This window comes from Agrobacterium sp. Azo12, from assembly GCF_029193765.2.
Classification (GTDB): domain Bacteria; phylum Pseudomonadota; class Alphaproteobacteria; order Rhizobiales; family Rhizobiaceae; genus Agrobacterium.
Genome location: NZ_JARFYO020000002.1, coordinates 38,425 through 57,179, shown reverse-complemented (window position 1 = coordinate 57,179; position 18,755 = coordinate 38,425). Strand labels below are relative to the sequence as shown.

Below are 18,755 nucleotides of genomic sequence, written 5' to 3'. Positions count from 1 at the left end.
ATGCTATCGTGCCTGCCATCTGACTGTACCGGCGGAAAGGTCAAAGTGCCCATTATCAATGGTCTTTTGTATGCGGAGGGCATTTTTATGAAAGAGTTGATCCTGATAGGCTCGGTCGACGCAGACTTTTTTCTTCTTCTCTCCCATATCCTGGAAGTTGAAGGCTATCAGACCCGGATGGCCAAGGGCGTTGAGGAGATATCGCATCTCGTCGATGATCATAATGTCCGTGCTGTTCTCCTCGACTGTAGACCTGATCCTTTTCCCGCAGTGGAGGCATGCGCTCGAATCAAGGGAAATCATCGGACGGCCAGCGTTCCCGTGCTTGCAATTATTGGTGCTGGAGCTGAAGGGCAATATGTCGACATGCAGCGCGCTGGTGCTGAGGAATGTTTCGTACGCCCTTTCGCACCAATCAAGCTGCTGGAACACCTGCGCAAGCGTGCATCCAATAGAATACAACTCGCGGCCCTTTCCGGACAAATGTCCTATGCCGGTATCGAAATCGACTTTGAGCATCACGAGGTCAGGCGAGACGGCAGGAACATTCATCTCGGACCGCTCGAATTCAATCTTCTGTCTTGTCTGATGAGGCGGCCAACCGAGATTTGTCGGCGCGAGGACCTCATTAGAGCGTCTTGGCCCGGTCGGCATCATGTTGAGGAACGAACGCTCAACGTTCACATGGGGCGATTGAGAAAAAGCCTCGGTCAGGGAGGCCAGCCGAATCCCATCCGGACCGTTCGAGGAGTTGGCTACAGTTTACAATCCGTTGCGATTGATGCTTCCGAAAGGTTAAGGGAGAAATCGGATGAGGTATGATGGATTAGATACGATTATTCGCGGCTGCTCGGTTATAACAGGAGATGGTTCCACATTCCTTGAATGTGCATCCATCGGTGTTCGAGCGGGCAAGATTGAATTCGTTCAACCAGGCCATGTGCCCGTAAGCTGTGATGCGGTCGAGGTTATCGAAGCTAACGATTACACTGTCATACCCGGCGTCATCAACGCACATGCCCACGGCTGTATTGGTGGTCCTTCCATGCCCAGCGGATCATGTCCAATCGATATGGATGCCGTCGCGTGGAACAGAAACAGGCATTTGCTTGAGGGCACGACGACATTGCTGAATGTGTGCGGTTTGGCATTGCCTGACGAGGCCGCCCCGCGAGGTGCTCATCCACTCGATATTCATGTTTCTACGTCTCACACCCCTTCCAATATCGCGGCGGCATTGGCGATTGACGGTGCCGGCCTGTCTGAAAGGCATCGAAGTGCATCCATTGACTCCGCCTTGGCGCAGGGCGCCAAAGCCCTTGGCGAGGTCGGGGGCGGCCAGACGCTTGGCGGAGGGGCGCAGGAGTATCGTTTCATCCCCGATGCGATGAAACGGGCGATCGGCCGGGACATTTCGCCGACTGTCTCCCGCAAATTGCGCAATGCTGTGGTTGGACGATATTTAAAAGCGGAAGACGGTGTCTCCGATGGCGAATTACAGGCGATACTTGATGCGTGTCATCTATCCGACGTATGCGATGCAAGCACGGTCCGTCAGATCATTCTCGCTAGTGTTATGCCGCCTGTTGACATTGCGTTGCGTGGTTTTGAGGAAGTAGCGAGGGAAGCCGCCCGCGTTGGATTTCCCGCGATTTTTCACAACTCCACCCCATCGGTCCAACGGTTGATCGACGTTGCCGAAAAATATCCACGTGCAAAAATCATCGCGGGTCATTCGAACCACCCCATGTTCATTCCAGAGGAATCGGTGTCGTTTGCGCGCGAACTGCAAAAACGTGGTGTCACTATCGATGTTTCAACACTCGACAGTATCGAGACGCGCTGGCGAAATAGCCCGGGCAATCTTGATGCTCTCATTGAGGAAGGTTGTGTCGAAATAATTTCCACTGATTATGCGGGCGGACACTGGGATAGCATCCTCGTCGCAATACAGCGCATTGTTCGCAAGCAGCAGATGTCTCCGGTCGCAGCTATCGCTTTGGCGACCGGAAATGTCGCTCGCACCTTTCCGCAAATGGCAGGTGATCGTGGTTTGATTGAGAAGGGGAAGCGCGCAGATCTCGTGATTGTCGATCACGTCAACTTCGGTCGGGTCCGCCATGTTATGATTGGTGGCAAGATCGTTGTTTGGAACGGCACCATCATCAGCAACGGTGTGAATGGTTCCGGGGCGACGCAAGTCGGCTGATACTATGGATTTATTGCCCCCACAATTTCTTTTAGGATCGGCAGAGGATCGCCGCACTCGAGCTGCGCAATTGCTGCGCGGAACGCATCCTTGCGCACCGCGCTCATTCTGTTGTTGCAAACCTGCCAGAACTTTGTCGTGAGCTCGTTCCAAAACATCGGACGGCTGATATCTCCGCGCGCCCTTACGATGGCCGATGTCACATCACCTGATGGAGTCGTCAATTTAACCTGTGCCAGAGTTTCTGCTGGAAATTTCTGATCGATGGTATCATCCACGACCAGTGTAACGGAGTGGGCGAGAGCATGGACCTCGTGATCACAGAGGAGCTGTTCATTGAGCGGGGCGAGGGCAGACGCGCCGTGGCGGATGGCCACGGCCAAGCAGAAGGGCAAACTGTACTGAGCTTCGACCAGGTTTTTCGGTCTGATTTTATTTTGCAATCTCTGCGCCCATTGAAATGTACGGACTTCTGCAGACAGCACGTCTTTTGATCGTAGGGTCTGGCTTTGCATAAGGTCTATGGTTGCGTCGATCGCAGGATGGATGTAGCGGCAGCATGAATAGGGTTTGAAGTAGGTCCCCAATATCTCCCACCGAATACCGAGCCCGTCTTTGATGCGCTGCCCATCGAAATGAGATGGGTGATCGAGAATATCTTCCGGTCCCGTATAGCCAGCCTCAGCCAATTCCAGCGCCGTCAACCCTGTGGCGACGCTCCATGGAATTCCTTCTTTTGCATGATTTCCAGTGAGCGTCGCGTAACCCGAGCTTCCATTCGCCGCCTGATTAGGAGCCCAGACGCCATTGATCGCCATGGCATGTGCAAGCATGTCGGGAGCGGTCTGACGGATGCTGCTTGCTGCTACGACAGCACCGTAACCGGCCCAAAGGCCGCTTTGGCGGCTTTTTATATTCTCTGGATTTTGTGCGGCTGCGATCCGAACGGCGATCTCGTAGCCGGCAATGATTGCAGCCACAAGATCGTTCGGGTCGACTACTCCGTTCGCAACTTCCGCTAGAACGGCAGGTATCACCGCCGCGCCGGGATGGCCGCGTGCCGCACGGTGACCGTCATCGAAATCAAGAGCGCAAACCGAAGCAGAGTTGGCGAAGGCGGCGCCCACATTCGTCGATCGGTCGTTAGAGAACCAGAGAGGGGCCTTTCCTGCTCCAAAAACACTCATCGCCACGAGTCTCGCACCGGCAGATCCCGTTACATCTTGTGCCGCAAGCGCCGATGTTAGCGCATCGAGCAGGCAACACAGCGCCTTATTCCTTACCTCAGCGGGCGCGGTGTGAAAGACACGGTCGGCTATACAGTCTGCAAGAAATCGCGTCATATACATGATGGAACTCCCTAGAGGATCGTCTATGCAGTGAGCGCGCCACCGCTCTGATCGATTTTGACGCCTGCCAAGGCCTCATAGACGTGGGCCGCCACATAAAGGTCCAGCATAGGCAAACCGACGCAGGTTATGTGAACTGGCTGTTCCTTCGCGATTTCTGAAAAGTCCCCAGCCGCTGTGATTGGCCGGATGCCGAGCAGGGGCGCCAATTGCTCCAGCGTCGTTCCACATCGCGCAAAGTGGAGCGCAAGACTTTGTGAGCCACGGCGCGAAACCATCTCCACATTATCGCAAAGAACAGCTCCGCATCTCAGCGCCCGTTCGAGGTGACCTGAAGGGGTTTCGTCACCGCCCAGATGAAGAACCACTGCATTGGCGATCTCATCGGCTTCAAATACAGGAGCTTTGGCGTTCGATGCAGTAATGACGAAACCACACTGACGCAAATCGCGGTTGTCCAGAACCGGCATGATTTCAAACGCCACCTTTTCCGCAGTCGAAGCAGCAAGCCGTGTTGCGGTCTCATTCGTGCGGCTGCGTACGAACACTCGTGCGATTTTTTCTCCGTGACATCTGTCCAACGCCAGGATGATCTTTTCGGCAATCGGGCCAGCTCCGAACAGGAACACAGATAAATCACGGCATGGCGCGAGGAAACGCTCCAGAATAACCGTCGCATAACTCGCTGTTCGAACGGCCGATATTTCAGTCCCGTCGAGAAGGCAGAGGGGAACAAGAGTAAATTTGTCGAGGAGCGTGATCGTGGAGCGCGATCGCGCAAGTCCAAGCTGGCGGTTAAGCGCGTTTGCACCAACGATCTTCACGGCACCATATCGACCATTGACACTCGAAAGACAGGACAGTTTCCAGCCGAGACGCTCCTCCAATGACATTGCGTCTGAAAACAGCGGATGCCCGCTAAGCTCTCCCGGAGGAATCGACAGTACCGATTTTGTGCCATAGGCGTGGCCGAGCGCAACGTCCTCCCATGCCTTTTTTGCTACGTCATGTATAATCCTGCCATCGAGCAATGCCCCGTTGGCGGCAATCTCCGCCGCTGAATAACAGGGCACCTTTGATAGATCCGCGTTTATGAATCCTCCAGCCATTCACATTCCCTCCCAATTTTCTGGACAGGAAGATTTCAGCAGGAAACGGCAGGAAAAAAAGCCAATATTAGCTATACTTTACGCAACAGCGCCCATTTCGTTTACATAGCGAATAATGAAAGATCACCAATGTGACCGTGTTACGGAGAGATCGTATCCGACGGGATGGCAAGTTATGTCGCGAAAGCAAGGCGCAAGGTTATACGCCTCGTTTCCTGATGCCCCTTGAACGCCGTGCGGTCAAGTCAATCGACTATCTGTGCGCGACCGATCGGGCCTTCTGGTTCCGGCATTCTGAGCATAGAGCATCACAGGTGGGGGCTATTGATGCGAGATCACCAACGGATGGCAGTGGCTTAGCGGAGGGAAACGACTGGGTTACTACGCTGCTGAACTGGCGTCGGTGCCTTGCCATCGGGATAAGTTGGCGCACGTCTTTTACACGCTGGGTGTCGAGCCTTGCGGCAACACTACCAGTACCGTCGGAGGCGCGGGCGATGACCTGTCCCCAGGGATCGCAGACAAGGGAGTTCCCGAAACATTGCCGGGTCTCACCGCCGGCTGCAAGATAGCCGCCCCATTGACCACAGGCGGCAAAGTAGACCTGGAACTCAATGGCGCGTGCACGGCACAGGACTTCCCAATGATCCTTTCCGGTTTGCATTGTGAAGGCGGCCGGCAGGATGACGAGGTCGACCTCGTTCTCTGCAAGTTGGTCGAACAGACGCGAAAAACGAAGATCGTAGCAAATGGCGGCTCCGATCCGAAAACCGTTAGCCTCGTAGATGAACAGGTCTGCCCCTGGTGCGACTGTAGCGGACTCAAGATAGGCTTTGCCGTCAGGTGCGACGATATCGAAAAGATGAATTTTGCGATAGCGACCTGTTTCCCGACCGTCAGGGCCGAACACGACGGTGGTGTTATATATTCGCTCTTGTCCAGCAACGCGCTCAAGCATGCTTCCAGCATGAAGCCACAGACCATGCCGTAAGGCGAACTCCTGCACCATCCGATAAGCAGAGCCACCCGGAACGAAATCCGCTGCCGCAAGCTTTTCCGCAACGGTACCCCCAGACCAGTCGAAATGCTCCGGCAGGACGATCAGGTCCGGCGCGTCCTCCCTCACGGCTTTTAGCATAAGTGCCTCCGCCTGGCGAAGATTGGCTTCACGATCTGGCTGCGAGTTCATTTGAATGAGGGAAATTTTCATTGGGAATGCCCTTCTTTAAAGTCGAAGATTGAATGTCCGCTTTCCAGATGTTCGCGCACTCGGACCGATCGTTGCTGGCGCTTCAACGCCATCACTCCAAGACTGCGCATTCGCTCACGATCAGCGACAAAGATTCCGGAGTCGTCGGCGAGAACTGCGAAACCCGGCAGAACAGCCATGCCCCCACACGCGACAGGTACATTGATTGATCCGCCTATCTGGAATGTACGGCTTGTCGTCTTTGGAGAAACTCCACGGCACCAGACCGGCAGGCCTGATGCCAGAATTTCCTCCACGTCCGTACATGGTCCATCCACAATGATCGCGGCAGCACCACGGGCTCTTGCCGCGGTCGCAACGCCGCCGCCGACACAGGCGATATCGTCACCGTCGATTCTTGCGATGACGAGAACATCTCCGGGACGGAGAAGATCGATCGCCTTGTAAATGACCACTCCGTCGCGGCCCGGTGCCGCGACGGTCAGTGCCTGACCGATGACCTTCGTAGAAAGGACCGGACGGATGTCCGTGCTGAGAAAGCCAAGGTGTTCAGTATGTCCGATCGTTGCGGTCTCAACACCCTGCAGCAGGGCACAAAGGTCCGCTGGAAGGGAAGCCCCTTCCTTTTCTATCCGATACTTTTCCATGATTAAGGTCGCTTTAGTTAGGTCTGATAAGATCAGATCGGACGTTCGCCAGAGGTCGTCGTTCGGTGCATGATCCGGACCGAGTTGGGATCAAAGGAATCCCGGCGATGCATGGTGCAGCGATTGTCCCACATCATGATATCGCCTTTCGTCCATTTCTGGACAAACACCTCGCTTGTATCGGTTGTGTGCTCCCACAGACGCTTCAGCAGTTCATTGCTTTCATCCAACGGCATTCCGACGATCCATGCGCCTTCTGCGGTTCCCCCGAGATAAAGCGCCTTGCGACCGGTCTCTGCGTGGGTGCGTACCAACGGGTGGGCGATACCGTTCCATTCTCGAAAATCTTTGCTGGTCGGTGCCACCTTACCAAGCCGCAGCTTGCCGGTTTTGTCATAGACATTCTGGAAGAATATCTGTCGTCCGTCGATTGCATTGCGAATGTCTTCCGGCAATGCGTCATAGGCCCGATAGGTAGAAAGAAAATAGGTATCTCCTCCTTCGGCTGGTACCTCGACCGCGCGCAGAATTGCACCTGCCGGCGGCCGCTCATAAAACCATGTATCCGTGTGCCAGGTCGCCTCGCTGTTGCCCATTGCTCCTGAGGGCTTTCCATCTTTCATGGTATTGGCGATGACAAGGATTTCTTTATGGGTAGGGTGTCCGCCCTCCTGCAATTGTTTGGGATGGATGACGAATTCGCCGAAATGACGAGAGAAGGCGACTTGCTGCTCGTCAGTGATGTTGGCATTCCTGAAGCGAAGGACGCCGTAGTGGAGCCAATATTTGCGGACCTCCGCAACGTCCTTCTCATCATAGTTGTTGAAATCGAACCCGACGATGTCGGCGCAGACATTGCTCCCGTCCTGCACTGCCGAAATTCTTTGGCTGTTGAGCATATTCCTGTTCCTTCCTTGAAAGTTTTTGTCTCTGCAAGGGAAGAGTAGCGTTGCTGATCGTTACATATCCAATATCAATTTCAATTTATTGATACGGAAATACGATGAATACTACTCCTCAAGAAGTTGCACGACCTTGGGATCAATTGAGAGGTGGACTGGGCAACCGACTCTCAGATCGGGCAGTCTTGTCGATCGCACAAGTGATTTGAGAACGGTGCCGTTCGCGAGGGTGACATAGCAATCGCGATATGCACCCAGGTTGACGATCCTCGTCAGGGTTCCAGTCAAAGCATTGGCAGTGGAGGGCAACTCCGTCTTCTCAGGCGCTAGGCGGATTGCTTCTGGTCGCAAGCAACAGTACCGGACCGCGTCTGGATTTTCCGGTGGCTCGACAATAAGTTCAATACCACCTTCAAGAACGGCGGTCGTCGACCCTTCATCTCGTCTCAAGGATACAACTCGAATCAGATTTGATTTTCCGATGAAGTCCGCGACAAACCGCGACCGCGGATTATCGTAGATGTCGTTTGGCTTACCTTCCTGCGCCACAAAACCGCCATGCATCACAACGATGCGATCCGACATTGCCATCGCCTCATCCTGATCGTGCGTGACATAGATGAAGGTCATTCCGAGCTCTTCCTGTATTTCCTTGAGCTCGATGCGCATTGCCTCGCGCAGTTTGAGATCCAGGTTGGATAGGGGCTCATCCAAAAGAAGAAGTGACGGTTTCGGCGCGATAGCGCGGGCGAGCGCCGTACGCTGTTGCTGGCCGCCGGATAATTCCTTGGGGTATCGATGTTCAAAGCCTTCAAGATGCACGCGTCTCAATGCGGACCGTACTTCAGTCTCGGTTTTGGCGCGCGGGCAACCCTTCATCCTCAGGCCAAAGGCAACGTTTTCAGCAACCGTCATGTGAGGGAACAATGCATAGTTCTGAAAAACCAGCCCAATCCCACGCTTTTCTGGAGGAACGCCCAGCTGGCTTCGCCCTCTGATACGGATATCGCCACTGGATGGATCGGAGAAGCCGGCGATCATGTTCAGGGTCGTTGTCTTGCCACAGCCAGAAGGACCTAAAATGCTAACGAATTTACCCGCTGGGATGGAAAGATCGATGTTATCAACAACGCGATTGGCACCATAATTTTTGCTAATCGCGATTAGTTCTACGTCCATTGTGCTCATTTGCTTCCACCATGTATCTGTGTCGAGAATCCGCCAATCCGTTCGAAGAGGAAAACAGCGGCGAGAATGAAGATAAGAGAGGTTACGTTGACTGCCGCCAGAACCGGATCAAGGCTGTATTCGAGGTGATTGATCACCGTGATGGGAAGTGTCGTTTCGCCCGGCCGGACAAGAAAGACTGACAGAGGGATATTGTTGAAAGACAGAATGAACGCGAAGGTCATTCCTGAGAACAGGCCAGGCTTGATCAAGGGAAGCAGGATGTAGCGAACTCTTTGCATCTTGGTGGCGCCAAGGACACGTGCCGCAAGGTCGAGTCGCTTGTCAAAATTGAACATTGCTCCCGCAATCATCCGCACGACGAAAGGCATCGTGAGGATAACGTGGGCCATGATCAGGCCGGGCGTCCCCAGAAGACTATAAAAACCGGTCGACGAAAGAAAGAGAACAATCGCGACCCCTTTGACGATTTGCGGAACGGAAAGAGGAGACAACAAAAAGGACATGATCACGGCATGACCCGGGCATTTTTCGTAGGCGACCGCATAGGCTGCAAGGAGGCCGAAAACTCCGCTGAGAACCGTGACAATAAGCGCGAGTTCTGCACTCAACAAAAATGGATCGATCCAGCGACTGGTCATGAGCTCGCCGTACCATTTCGTCGTCCAGAGCGTTGGCGAGAAAACGATCTTCGCCGTTGGACTGACGGATGCTACGAGAACCACCAATAGCGGCAGGGTGATAAACGTGAGAATGAGGCCCAGTGAAGCTTTAAACGTAATCGACAAAAACCTGTTCATGGGTATCTCCTACAGGTGCAGTTTGTTATGGAGACGCGCTTCTATGCGCGAACCCACGAAGACGGCGATAAGCATTGCAAGCAGCAACACATTTGCCAGCACCGCCGCGAACGGCCAGTCGATGTAGAAAAGGACCTGTTCGTAGACCATTGTCGCCAGTACCTTGAAACCCGCACCACCGAGGAGTGCTGGAGTGGCATAGGCACTGGCGGCCATCGTAAAAGCGATGAGCAGTGAACTGACGATGCCCGGGATCGAAAGTGGCAAAACGATATGACGGAGTACAGCTATGCGAGAAGCTCCCAGGACCTGTGCAGCTTTCTCAAGATTGGGATTGATACCTTGCAGGCTCGTCAAAAGGGAAAGAACCCCGAAAGGGAGGATGACGTGCGTCAGACCGGCAACAACTCCGAACATGTTTTTCGACAACGGCAAAGGTTCAGATATCAAACCTGCCCATAATAATGCCGAGTTTACAAAGCCGTGATCCTCTAGGATAACCAACCAACCGTAAGTGCGCAGGACCACTCCGGCAAGTTCTGGCGCGATAGCAAGTGCAAATACGACTGTGCGCCAGCGAGACGTCGCACGCGCCAGATAGTATGCGAGCGGATATGCCATGACGGTCACGCAAATGGCGACCAGTCCCGACATCAACATTGTACGGCCGAGGCCAACGAGCATAAGATCGTCGGAAAAGAAACGCTGATAGTTGGCCATTGTCCATGCTTCGTCATCAGCTCCCTGAAAACTTAATCCGATCATCATCCCCATCGGCAACGCGAAGAAGAGCAGGAGGACTGTGGACGGCGGTATCAGCGAAAAATAAGGCCGGAACGTAAAGGACCGGTGAGGTGACGATTCAGGAGGCGACAGGGTTTCGATCGTTGTCATCATTCCCTCCTATCGCGCCGCTGCGATCACTTCGCGCTCCCAACGCGCTCCCCATTCCGGTAGCTTAGCTGCGACGGAGGAGAGGTCGGGGATGAGAAGGGTCTTCAAATCGGCTTCGGTGGTGATCTGGCGTGCGCGAACGTCGTCAGGGACATCTATATCAACACGGGCGCTACCGACATTGTACCCAGTGACCCAGGCTTCCTGGCTGGATTTTTCGAGAAAAAAATTAACGAACTTATGCGCCATTTCCTTGTTGCGCGCTCCAATTGGCACGTTCAAGGTTGCGACAAGTGGGATAGTCCCTTCTTCGGGTCTCACGTAATCGACTGGCAAACCGCTATCGACAAGCAACTGCGCGCGCCCGTTCCAGAAAGGCATGGCCCAGACTTGTCCTTCTTTTAAATAGTTCTCCATGATCGAAGACGATTGTTCGAAACCGATTGATTGCTTGGCAAGGTTTCCCATCGCTTCGAAACCGGGATCAACGTTGTCGATGAGATCGCCACCATTGGTGACGGACATGATCTGCATGAGATAAGCCGCCATGATGTTCTGGAACGTGGGGAGGATGACCTTCCCTTTCAGTTCCTCGCGAAATAAGGCGGACCAAGAGGCAGGCGCGAATGGAAGTTTGTCTTTGCGCCACAGAAGAGAGAGATACTGAACTTCGTGGACCGCCCCGCAAGCGCCCGCGATCCTGCTTATTTCCGGATTGAGTTTTGCAATGTTCGGAACACTTTCCAGTGAAAATTTTTCGAGAAGGCCGTCCCTGCATCCATCGAGCGACTGTGAAGCAGTCATGACGACGACATCGAAACCTGGCCGACCGCGTGTGGCCTTGATTTTAGCGTAGTCTTGCGACGCGGATCCCACCGCATCGTAAATGACCTTTGTATTGAACTCTTTTTCGAAGGGTTCGATGATCCGACTGCGGATGATATCCTCGTATGGTCCGCCATAGCTGTTGACGATCAGTTGCTCTGCAACAGCAGCACTGCCCACGCTGGTTGCTGCTATAAATGTAATAAACAAAAATCCGCGTTTCATCGTTCGCCCTTTTGATTTTGCTGATTGTTTAGGATTTCCGCGAGATATTGCCGGTATTTTGTTGGTGAGTTCCAATATTAATTTCCGACTATTGATCGGATTTGACGAACAATTAAATGGCGAAGGTTTTGGGAACAAAAAAAGCGATTAAGATTATCGTGAATGGTGTCGTCTTTTTGAGCATAGTCACCTTCGACCATCGACCGATCAATTTTCACTATCGGGTGGGGAAGGAGAGAAAAGACGGGGGAAGTCTTGCGAAGTTCGCAAAAAAGACCGAACCAGAAACGGTATTGGTCATCGATACCATCGCTACGCGCTTCTATGGCGCACCACGCTGCTGCTGTCGCGGCATGAAGTCCATAAAGATTACGCATCACCTCAAGGGCGATACCAGTAGGTATTCCGTCGTATACCTCAACGGGCACCAACGGCAAAGGTAGTATTGCAGAAGATTTTTCCGACATGACGACTCTCCAATGAGAGCCCGGCCGAGCTAATAATTGAGTTGTGGCCGGACACTGCCTTGGCGACTCTCGCCGTCCGGATGCACACCACTTGTCATGTCGTCGTAGCATAGAGCAATTCGTGACAAGGATGAAGCTCAATATCTTTTTGGACAAGAGAAAGTGATCGGTCGCAAGCGACTAACGTGAATTTTCAGGGTTGGCCGGAAGTTTTTTGAAGGCGTGCAGGAATTTAAACGATCGATACCCAGAGGTCCGGCAGTTGAAGTCTCGAAACACTGTTGATGCAGGAGGACGGAAAAGAAGATGTATGCGATCAGGCAGCTTTTTCTGAAGCCCAATAAGTGTACGATCACTCGACTAAAGGACAGGTGATGACGCCTATCCCTTTCGATTCTCTGTCAGCGGCTCAGCAGCTCACCAAAGCGTTTGTTCACTAAAATTATGCTGTGGGACGCGGATTTAAGAAATTCTATCCTCACGCTGTCTTATCACAAGAAGGTCTACAATATCGGCACTCGGACGAAAGCCTGACACCATGACGCCCATCAGCCTGCGCACTTCAACGAGGTCATTTGCATCCATTGCGATTTTCAGTTTTTCCAGCATGGCTTGGAGCTCAGGCCACGGGAAAAACTCCTCTTGCGCTGTCATGATACGTGGATGGATGGTCGATGCCGGATTGTTACCAATCAGCAATTCTTCGTAGAGTTTTTCACCCGGTCGTTGCCCGGTCATGATAAACTCAATGTCGCCATCTGTGTTCGTGTCATCTTTGATTGTCATACCGGAGAGCTCGACCATACGGCGGGCGAGATCAATAATTTTCACTGGTTCACCCATGTCGAGAACGAAAACATCTCCGCCTTTTCCCATTGCGCCGGCCTGAATGACCAGCTGTGACGCCTCCGGAATTGTCATGAAATAGCGGGTCATCTCAGGATCGGTGAGCGTTATTGGTCCACCATTTGCAATCTGCTGCCGGAAAAGTGGAACCACCGAGCCCGAAGATCCCAGCACATTACCAAAACGTACCATGGAGAAGGTGATGTCAGGGTTTTTGGCGGCGAGAGCCTGTAAAACCAGCTCGGCCACCCGCTTTGACGCACCCATAATGTTGGTGGGCCGAACGGCTTTGTCCGTGCTAACTAGCACGAAAGATTTCACACCTTTTTCAATAGCGACACGCGCTGTTTCGAGCGTGCCAAAGACATTGTTGGAAATACCTTCAACAGGATTCTGTTCAACGATTGGCACATGCTTGTAGGCCGCTGCGTGATAAACCGTGTGCGGCTTGAAGCTCTCCATAATGTCGGCCATGCGCTTGGGATCACGGACCGATCCTAAAAGCGCGACAACGAGATCCTCTTTCAATGGGTCATTGCGGACCAGTTCTGCGTGAATGGAATAAAGCGTGAATTCGTTCTGTTCAAAAAGGATCAGCCGTTCCGGGCCGACTTGCAAAATCTGGCGACACAGTTCGCTGCCGATAGAGCCTCCAGCGCCGGTCACCATGACCACCTTGCCTTTGATGTTGCGCGTCAGCAGGTCTTCGTACGGTGCAACAGGTGGGCGGCCCAAAAGGTCGTCGATTGCCAATTCCTGGAAGTCCGCCATATACACACGGCCTTGGGCAATCTCGCTGACATTCGGGACTAGCCTGACGGCGACCCCAACGCCCCGAAGGCTTTCTATAATGGTCATCCGGCGTTCTGCGCTGATATTTGGCACAGCAAGTAGAACCGTTTTGACATTTAATAGTGTGACGATGTCTTTGAGTTCATTGGGGGCGTAAACACGAACACCATTGATGAGCGATCCATGGAGGTTCTTATCATCATCAAGGTAGCCGCGCACTGAGAGCTGGCCACCGTTCAGCAATGCACTGGTGAGCTGTCGTCCAATCGTGCCCGCGCCATAAATCAGCACGTTACGTTGGGCGTTTTTGTTGAGCTCGCGTCGATAGGGTGCGCCCAATAGTTGGCGGGTTACCAGTCTTGAAATGCTGACCGCCAACAACAGCAGCAGAGGCTGCATTATTCCGACAGTTCTAGGTATGCCGGGCACACTTATGAAGGTGAAAGCCAGCATGAATATTAGGCCATACATTGCAACGGCACGAATAATTGCTAAAAACGCCGCCCAGCCGATATAACGGAAGATGGCCCTGTATAGTCCATTCACAACGAAAAGGGGCAGGGCAACGGCGAGCGATACGGGAATTGTTAGAAGCTGAATGCCTGACAAAAACTCCCATGTGTCCAGGCGCAACGAAAAGGCGAGCCAAAGCGTCAGCACGCAAAGCGCGCTGTCGACAGCCAGCGCCGATAGACGCTTTACCCACCTCGGTAGAGCCAACACCGCTGAAATTATGTATTCCCATGCCATTAATTAGCGCCCGTCAATGAATCCCCGCTGGGTTCTCGTTTAGCGGACGGCTACAGGTTAGATCAATGTGTTTTGCTTGGGACTTCAAAATTTTACGATGTAAATGTAGGGAGTAGTCGTACTTTGTGCCAAGAAACTTCATTTGGAACCTTATCCACTGCTACGTGTGTATTTTTTAGGTTGCAACTTTTTGCGCTGGCGCCTTTAGCCGCATTCTTGGTATTCCAACCAAGTGCTGCATCAATGCTGTTCGGTTAACTGTTTGAAAAATATTGATTCTTCCAGAAGGTGTCTGGCGAAACAAATACAGACTTGCGGGGCGGCGTTGAGTCGGTGGTTCGAATTCATGAGAACTACAACGGTGCTGGATTGTTCCTGTCCGGAAAACAAACCAGTGGGGGGCTGGTCGCAATAAAACATGAGTGTTATTGAGCGACAAGCGCTGCTTGGGTAGCGCATTTTTTACAATGAGGTAGTTTCGGGAAACGGCATGTCGGTCAAAACTTCAAATTCAGCACTGATACAACGGTTTGACAACAAAACGGCCAAAATTGGCATTGTTGGATTAGGTTATGTCGGTCTACCGCTGGTCCTTCGTTATGTCGAGATGGGTTACAAGGTAATAGGATTCGATGTTGATCAAGAGAAGGTCGACAAATTGAATGCTGGTGTAACGTACATTAAGCATATTGAGGCTAGTCGGCTTGCTACTGCAAAAACGTCAGGTTTTGAACCTACGACTGACTTCCGGCGTGCTGGTGAGGTCGATGCGCTGATTCTATGTGTCCCGACACCATTAGACAAACATCGCGAACCAGACCTGAGCTTTGTTATTGATACTGTTGATTCTTTGACGCCGTATTTGCGTGAAAATCAAGTGATGTCTCTCGAAAGTACCACATACCCCGGCACGACTGATGAAGAGTTGTTACCCCGCATCGAGACGCGCGGCTTCAAGGTTGGGGAGAACTATTTCTTGGTGTACTCGCCTGAGCGGGAAGATCCGGGCAATGCCAATTTTACGACGAACACCATCCCCAAGGTTTGTGGTGGCTATTCAGCGGCCTGTCTTGAGGTTGGTTTAGCACTCTATGGGAAGGTTATCGACAAGCTAGTGCCGGTAACATCCACGCGTGCTGCTGAGATGACCAAGCTGTTGGAGAATATCCACCGTGCTGTGAATATTGGCCTGGTCAACGAGATGAAGATCGTGGCTGACCGTATGGGTATAGATATCCATGAGGTGATCCGGGCTGCTGCCACCAAGCCCTTTGGTTTTGTTCCTTATTACCCAGGCCCCGGCCTTGGTGGCCATTGTATTCCGATTGATCCATTCTATTTGACGTGGAAGGCGCGCGAATACGGTGTCGCGACACGTTTCATCGAATTGGCTGGCGAAGTTAATTCTGACATGCCTGATTATGTGATCGCCAAGGTAACGGACGCTCTTAATCGCCGGAAAAAGGCTGTCAATGGTTCGTCCATTTTGGTTTTGGGAATTGCTTACAAGAAAAATGTCGACGACATGCGTGAATCGCCGTCCGTCATACTTATGGAAAAACTCCAAGCGCTTGGCGCAGACGTAAACTATAACGATCCCTACGTTCCTGTGTTTCCTAAACTTCGTGATCATGCTCATTTTGATCTGTCTAGTGTCGATTTGACCGCCGAAAACCTGCAGAGTTATGATTGTGTGCTGTTGGCCACTGACCACGATGAGTACAATTATTCTTGCATCCTGAAAAATGCTCAGCTCATCGTTGACACGCGTGGGCGGTATCTTGAGCCTGCCAGCAATGTTGTAAGGTCTTAATCAATGCGTCATTTCCCAGCTCCTATTACCAATCGTAACGTTAGAATTGCACTCGTGGGTGCTGGGCGTATCGCTCAGAACCACTTCGCGGCGATTGCTCAGCATGGCAATCGTGCCGAATTGGTTGATGTATGCGATATTGATCCGGAAGCTTTGGCAAAGGCTGTCGAAAAGACCGGCGCAAACGGATATAGCAGCCTTGAGGAATTACTCAAAAATACAACAGCTGATGTTGTTGTGTTGACCACGCCAAGTGGGATTCACAGCATGCAAGCACAGCAGATTGCTGCGTCTGGACGCAGCGTTATCACTGAAAAGCCCATGTCGACCCGCTGGCAAGATGGTCTCGATATGGTGAAGGCTTGTGATGATGCCAATGTGCGTCTTTTCGTCGTCAAGCAGAACCGTCGCAATGCGACGCTGCAACTGTTAAAACGTGCAGTAGAACAGAAGCGATTTGGCCGAATATATATGGTCAACATAAATGTTTTTTGGACGCGTCCACAGGACTATTACGATTCATCTGATTGGCGCGGCACCTGGGAATTTGATGGCGGCGCTTTCATGAACCAAGCCAGCCATTATGTGGATCTATTGGACTGGCTTATTGGTCCAATTGAGAGCCTACATGCCTACACCGGCACCCTCGCGCGCAATATCCAAGTTGAAGATACAGGCGTCGTAAGCGTTAAATGGCGCTCGGGTGCTATGGGTTCGATGAATGTAACGATGCTTACTTATCCAAAAAATCTGGAGGGCAGCATCACGATCATCGGTGAAAAAGGGACCGTGCGCATCGGTGGAGTGGCTGTGAATGAAATCCAACACTGGGAATTTGCTGAACAACATGAAGATGATGCTAAGGTTGCCAGTGCCAGCTACGAGACTACCTCTGTCTATGGCTTTGGGCATCCACTTTACTACGACAACGTTATCCGTGTTCTGCGCGGCGAAAGTGAGCCTGAAACAGACGGCCGTGAAGGTTTGAAAAGTCTTGAAACCTTGATCGCTATATACAAGTCCGCTCGCGATGGACGCCGCGTGAATTTACCGCTGGATTTCTGATGATCACGATTCACCCTACAGCAATTGTCGATGACGGAGCTACTATCGGCGATGGATCTCGGATTTGGCACTGGGTTCACATTTGCGGTGGTGCTCAAATAGGAACAGGATGTTCCTTTGGGCAAAATGTCTTTGTCGGTAATGACGTCGCTATCGGTAATAATGTAAAAATCCAGAACAATGTCTCTGTGTATGATGCGGTGAGACTAGAAGACGATGTGTTTTGTGGTCCAAGCATGGTTTTTACCAATGTTTACAACCCGCGCTCCGCAGTGAACCGCAAAGCAGAGTATCGACAGACTGTTGTGCGACGGGGCGCAACATTGGGTGCCAACTGCACCATCGTATGTGGCGTCACGATTGAAGAACATGCTTTTGTTGGAGCTGGGGCTGTGATCAACAAAGATGTGCCTGCATACGCTTTAATGGTAGGCGTGCCGGCGAGAAGAATAGGTTGGATGTGCCTTTGTGGGACCCAGTTGCATGGAACGGGTAAAGTCGCATGTGAGTGTGGTGAAGTTTATCAAATCAAAGACGAGAGCTGTATACGCGAATGACAAAAAAAATCGAGTTCATTGATCTGAAGGCGCAATACAGACACCTAAAAGAAAAAGTGGATGAGCGCATTAGTCAAGTGCTTGAACACGGACAATTCATCATGGGTCCGGAAGTTCGCGAGCTTGAACAGAAGCTTGAGGAATATACATCCGCAAAACACTGTATTACGGTGAGTTCCGGCACTGAGGCACTTCTTATTTCGCTTATGGCTCTAGGCGTAAAGCCCAGCGATGAGATTATCACAACGGCTTTTACGTTCGTTGCGACTGCTGAAGTTATTGCGCTTCTAGGGGCAATCCCCGTTTTCGTAGATGTTGAACCTGATACCTGCAATATCGATGTGAGCAAAATTGAAGGCGCGATAACGTCGAAGACGCGCGCTATCATCCCTGTGTCGCTGTATGGGCAAGTTGCGGATATGGATGAAATCAACGAAATTGCGTCACGTCATGGCATTGCAGTTATTGAAGACGCTGCGCAGAGCTTTGGTGCAAGCTATCGCGGAAAGCGCTCATGTAATGTTTCCACAATCGCCTGCACGAGTTTCTTCCCGAGTAAACCACTTGGATGCTACGGCGATGGTGGCGCAATCTTTACGGATAACAGTGACTTAGCAAAAATAATGCGGGAAATCCGCGTACATGGTCAGGAGCGTCGGTATTACCACACACGAATTGGTGTTGGCGGGCGTATGGATACCATTCAATGCGCCGTTGTGCTGGCCAAGCTTGAGAATTTAGACTGGGAGATCGACCAACGTATAAAGATCGGTTCGCGGTATGTGAATGCACTAGGAAATATCGAGGGGGTTCGGACGCTGGGCGTACGCGACGACAGAACCTGTGTATGGGGGCAGTTTACGTTGTTATGTGAAGACAGGGAGGCCATTTTGGAGAAGCTCAACAGAGTTGGTGTTCCAACTGCTGTCCACTATCCAATCCCTCTACATATCCAGCCAGCTTACGTGAACTCGTGTCGTATTGTTGGTAACCTGACACAGACCGAAAAAGTGGCTCATCAGGTTTTAAGCCTGCCTATGCATCCATACTTGGGTACATCCGAGCAGGAGTTCATCATCGCAGCGTTTAGTCAGTGATTTAAAGTCA

General features: G+C 52.0%; 17 protein-coding genes. 6 read left to right on the top strand and 11 right to left on the bottom strand.

Annotation, left to right across the window (positions count from 1 at the left end):
* The first annotated feature begins 45 nt into the window (after positions 1 to 45).
* Positions 46 to 822, top strand: a complete 777-nt coding sequence (locus tag PYL13_RS16745) for a winged helix-turn-helix transcriptional regulator (protein WP_275642400.1) — start codon at positions 46 to 48, stop codon at positions 820 to 822.
* Positions 812 to 2,209, top strand: a complete 1,398-nt coding sequence (locus PYL13_RS16740; RefSeq protein ID WP_275642399.1) for an amidohydrolase family protein — start codon at positions 812 to 814, stop codon at positions 2,207 to 2,209. The genes PYL13_RS16745 and PYL13_RS16740 overlap by 11 nt, the downstream gene beginning before the upstream one ends.
* 2 nt (positions 2,210 to 2,211) lie before the next feature.
* Here the strand turns inward: PYL13_RS16740 and PYL13_RS16735 are convergent, their stop codons facing one another.
* From PYL13_RS16735 to PYL13_RS16685, 11 genes are all read right to left on the bottom strand, one after another.
* Positions 2,212 to 3,558, bottom strand: coding sequence for an MmgE/PrpD family protein (locus tag PYL13_RS16735; protein WP_275642398.1), 1,347 nt, complete (start codon positions 3,556 to 3,558; stop codon positions 2,212 to 2,214).
* Positions 3,559 to 3,581: 23 nt separating this feature from the next.
* Positions 3,582 to 4,667, bottom strand: coding sequence for an ornithine cyclodeaminase (locus tag PYL13_RS16730; RefSeq protein WP_275642397.1), 1,086 nt, complete (start codon positions 4,665 to 4,667; stop codon positions 3,582 to 3,584).
* 253 nt (positions 4,668 to 4,920) lie between these two features.
* Entirely contained in the window at positions 4,921 to 5,877 is a 957-nt protein-coding gene (locus PYL13_RS16725; protein WP_275642396.1) for a carbon-nitrogen hydrolase family protein, read from the bottom strand.
* Positions 5,874 to 6,524: an RraA family protein gene (locus PYL13_RS16720; RefSeq protein WP_275642395.1), complete on the bottom strand. Its 651-nt coding sequence runs from the start codon at positions 6,522 to 6,524 to the stop codon at positions 5,874 to 5,876. The genes PYL13_RS16725 and PYL13_RS16720 overlap by 4 nt, the downstream gene beginning before the upstream one ends.
* 32 nt (positions 6,525 to 6,556) lie before the next feature.
* Entirely contained in the window at positions 6,557 to 7,423 is an 867-nt protein-coding gene (locus PYL13_RS16715; RefSeq protein WP_275642394.1) for a TauD/TfdA dioxygenase family protein, read from the bottom strand.
* Between the two features lie 111 nt (positions 7,424 to 7,534).
* Complete coding sequence (locus PYL13_RS16710) at positions 7,535 to 8,614, bottom strand: ABC transporter ATP-binding protein (RefSeq protein ID WP_275642393.1); 1,080 nt, start codon at positions 8,612 to 8,614, stop codon at positions 7,535 to 7,537.
* Positions 8,611 to 9,414 (bottom strand): ABC transporter permease, encoded by an 804-nt coding sequence (locus PYL13_RS16705; RefSeq protein WP_275642392.1) that lies wholly within the window; start codon positions 9,412 to 9,414, stop codon positions 8,611 to 8,613. Before PYL13_RS16705 ends, PYL13_RS16710 begins: the two co-directional genes overlap by 4 nt.
* Before the next feature lie 9 nt (positions 9,415 to 9,423).
* Positions 9,424 to 10,308 (bottom strand): ABC transporter permease, encoded by an 885-nt coding sequence (locus tag PYL13_RS16700; RefSeq protein WP_275642391.1) that lies wholly within the window; start codon positions 10,306 to 10,308, stop codon positions 9,424 to 9,426.
* Positions 10,309 to 10,317: 9 nt separating this feature from the next.
* Positions 10,318 to 11,358 carry an ABC transporter substrate-binding protein gene (locus PYL13_RS16695; protein ID WP_275642565.1) on the bottom strand — a complete coding sequence of 347 codons (1,041 nt, stop codon included), beginning with the start codon at positions 11,356 to 11,358 and terminating at the stop codon, positions 10,318 to 10,320.
* 77 nt (positions 11,359 to 11,435) lie between these two features.
* Entirely contained in the window at positions 11,436 to 11,825 is a 390-nt protein-coding gene (locus PYL13_RS16690; RefSeq protein WP_275642390.1) for a hypothetical protein, read from the bottom strand.
* 462 nt (positions 11,826 to 12,287) lie between these two features.
* Complete coding sequence (locus PYL13_RS16685; RefSeq protein WP_275642389.1) at positions 12,288 to 14,213, bottom strand: polysaccharide biosynthesis protein; 1,926 nt, start codon at positions 14,211 to 14,213, stop codon at positions 12,288 to 12,290.
* 490 nt (positions 14,214 to 14,703) lie between these two features.
* On the opposite strand from PYL13_RS16685, the gene PYL13_RS16680 reads away from it, so the two are divergent.
* The 4 genes from PYL13_RS16680 to PYL13_RS16665 are packed head-to-tail and all read left to right on the top strand — an operon-like array spanning position 14,704 to position 18,745.
* Positions 14,704 to 16,026 (top strand): nucleotide sugar dehydrogenase, encoded by a 1,323-nt coding sequence (locus PYL13_RS16680; RefSeq protein WP_275642388.1) that lies wholly within the window; start codon positions 14,704 to 14,706, stop codon positions 16,024 to 16,026.
* Positions 16,027 to 16,029: 3 nt separating this feature from the next.
* On the top strand, positions 16,030 to 17,091 hold the full coding sequence (locus PYL13_RS16675) for a Gfo/Idh/MocA family protein (protein WP_275642387.1): 1,062 nt from the start codon (positions 16,030 to 16,032) through the stop codon (positions 17,089 to 17,091).
* Complete coding sequence (locus tag PYL13_RS16670) at positions 17,091 to 17,648, top strand: acyltransferase (protein ID WP_275642386.1); 558 nt, start codon at positions 17,091 to 17,093, stop codon at positions 17,646 to 17,648. Before PYL13_RS16675 ends, PYL13_RS16670 begins: the two co-directional genes overlap by 1 nt.
* Positions 17,645 to 18,745 carry a DegT/DnrJ/EryC1/StrS family aminotransferase gene (locus PYL13_RS16665; RefSeq protein WP_275642385.1) on the top strand — a complete coding sequence of 367 codons (1,101 nt, stop codon included), beginning with the start codon at positions 17,645 to 17,647 and terminating at the stop codon, positions 18,743 to 18,745. The genes PYL13_RS16670 and PYL13_RS16665 overlap by 4 nt, the downstream gene beginning before the upstream one ends.
* Positions 18,746 to 18,755 lie beyond the last annotated feature (10 nt).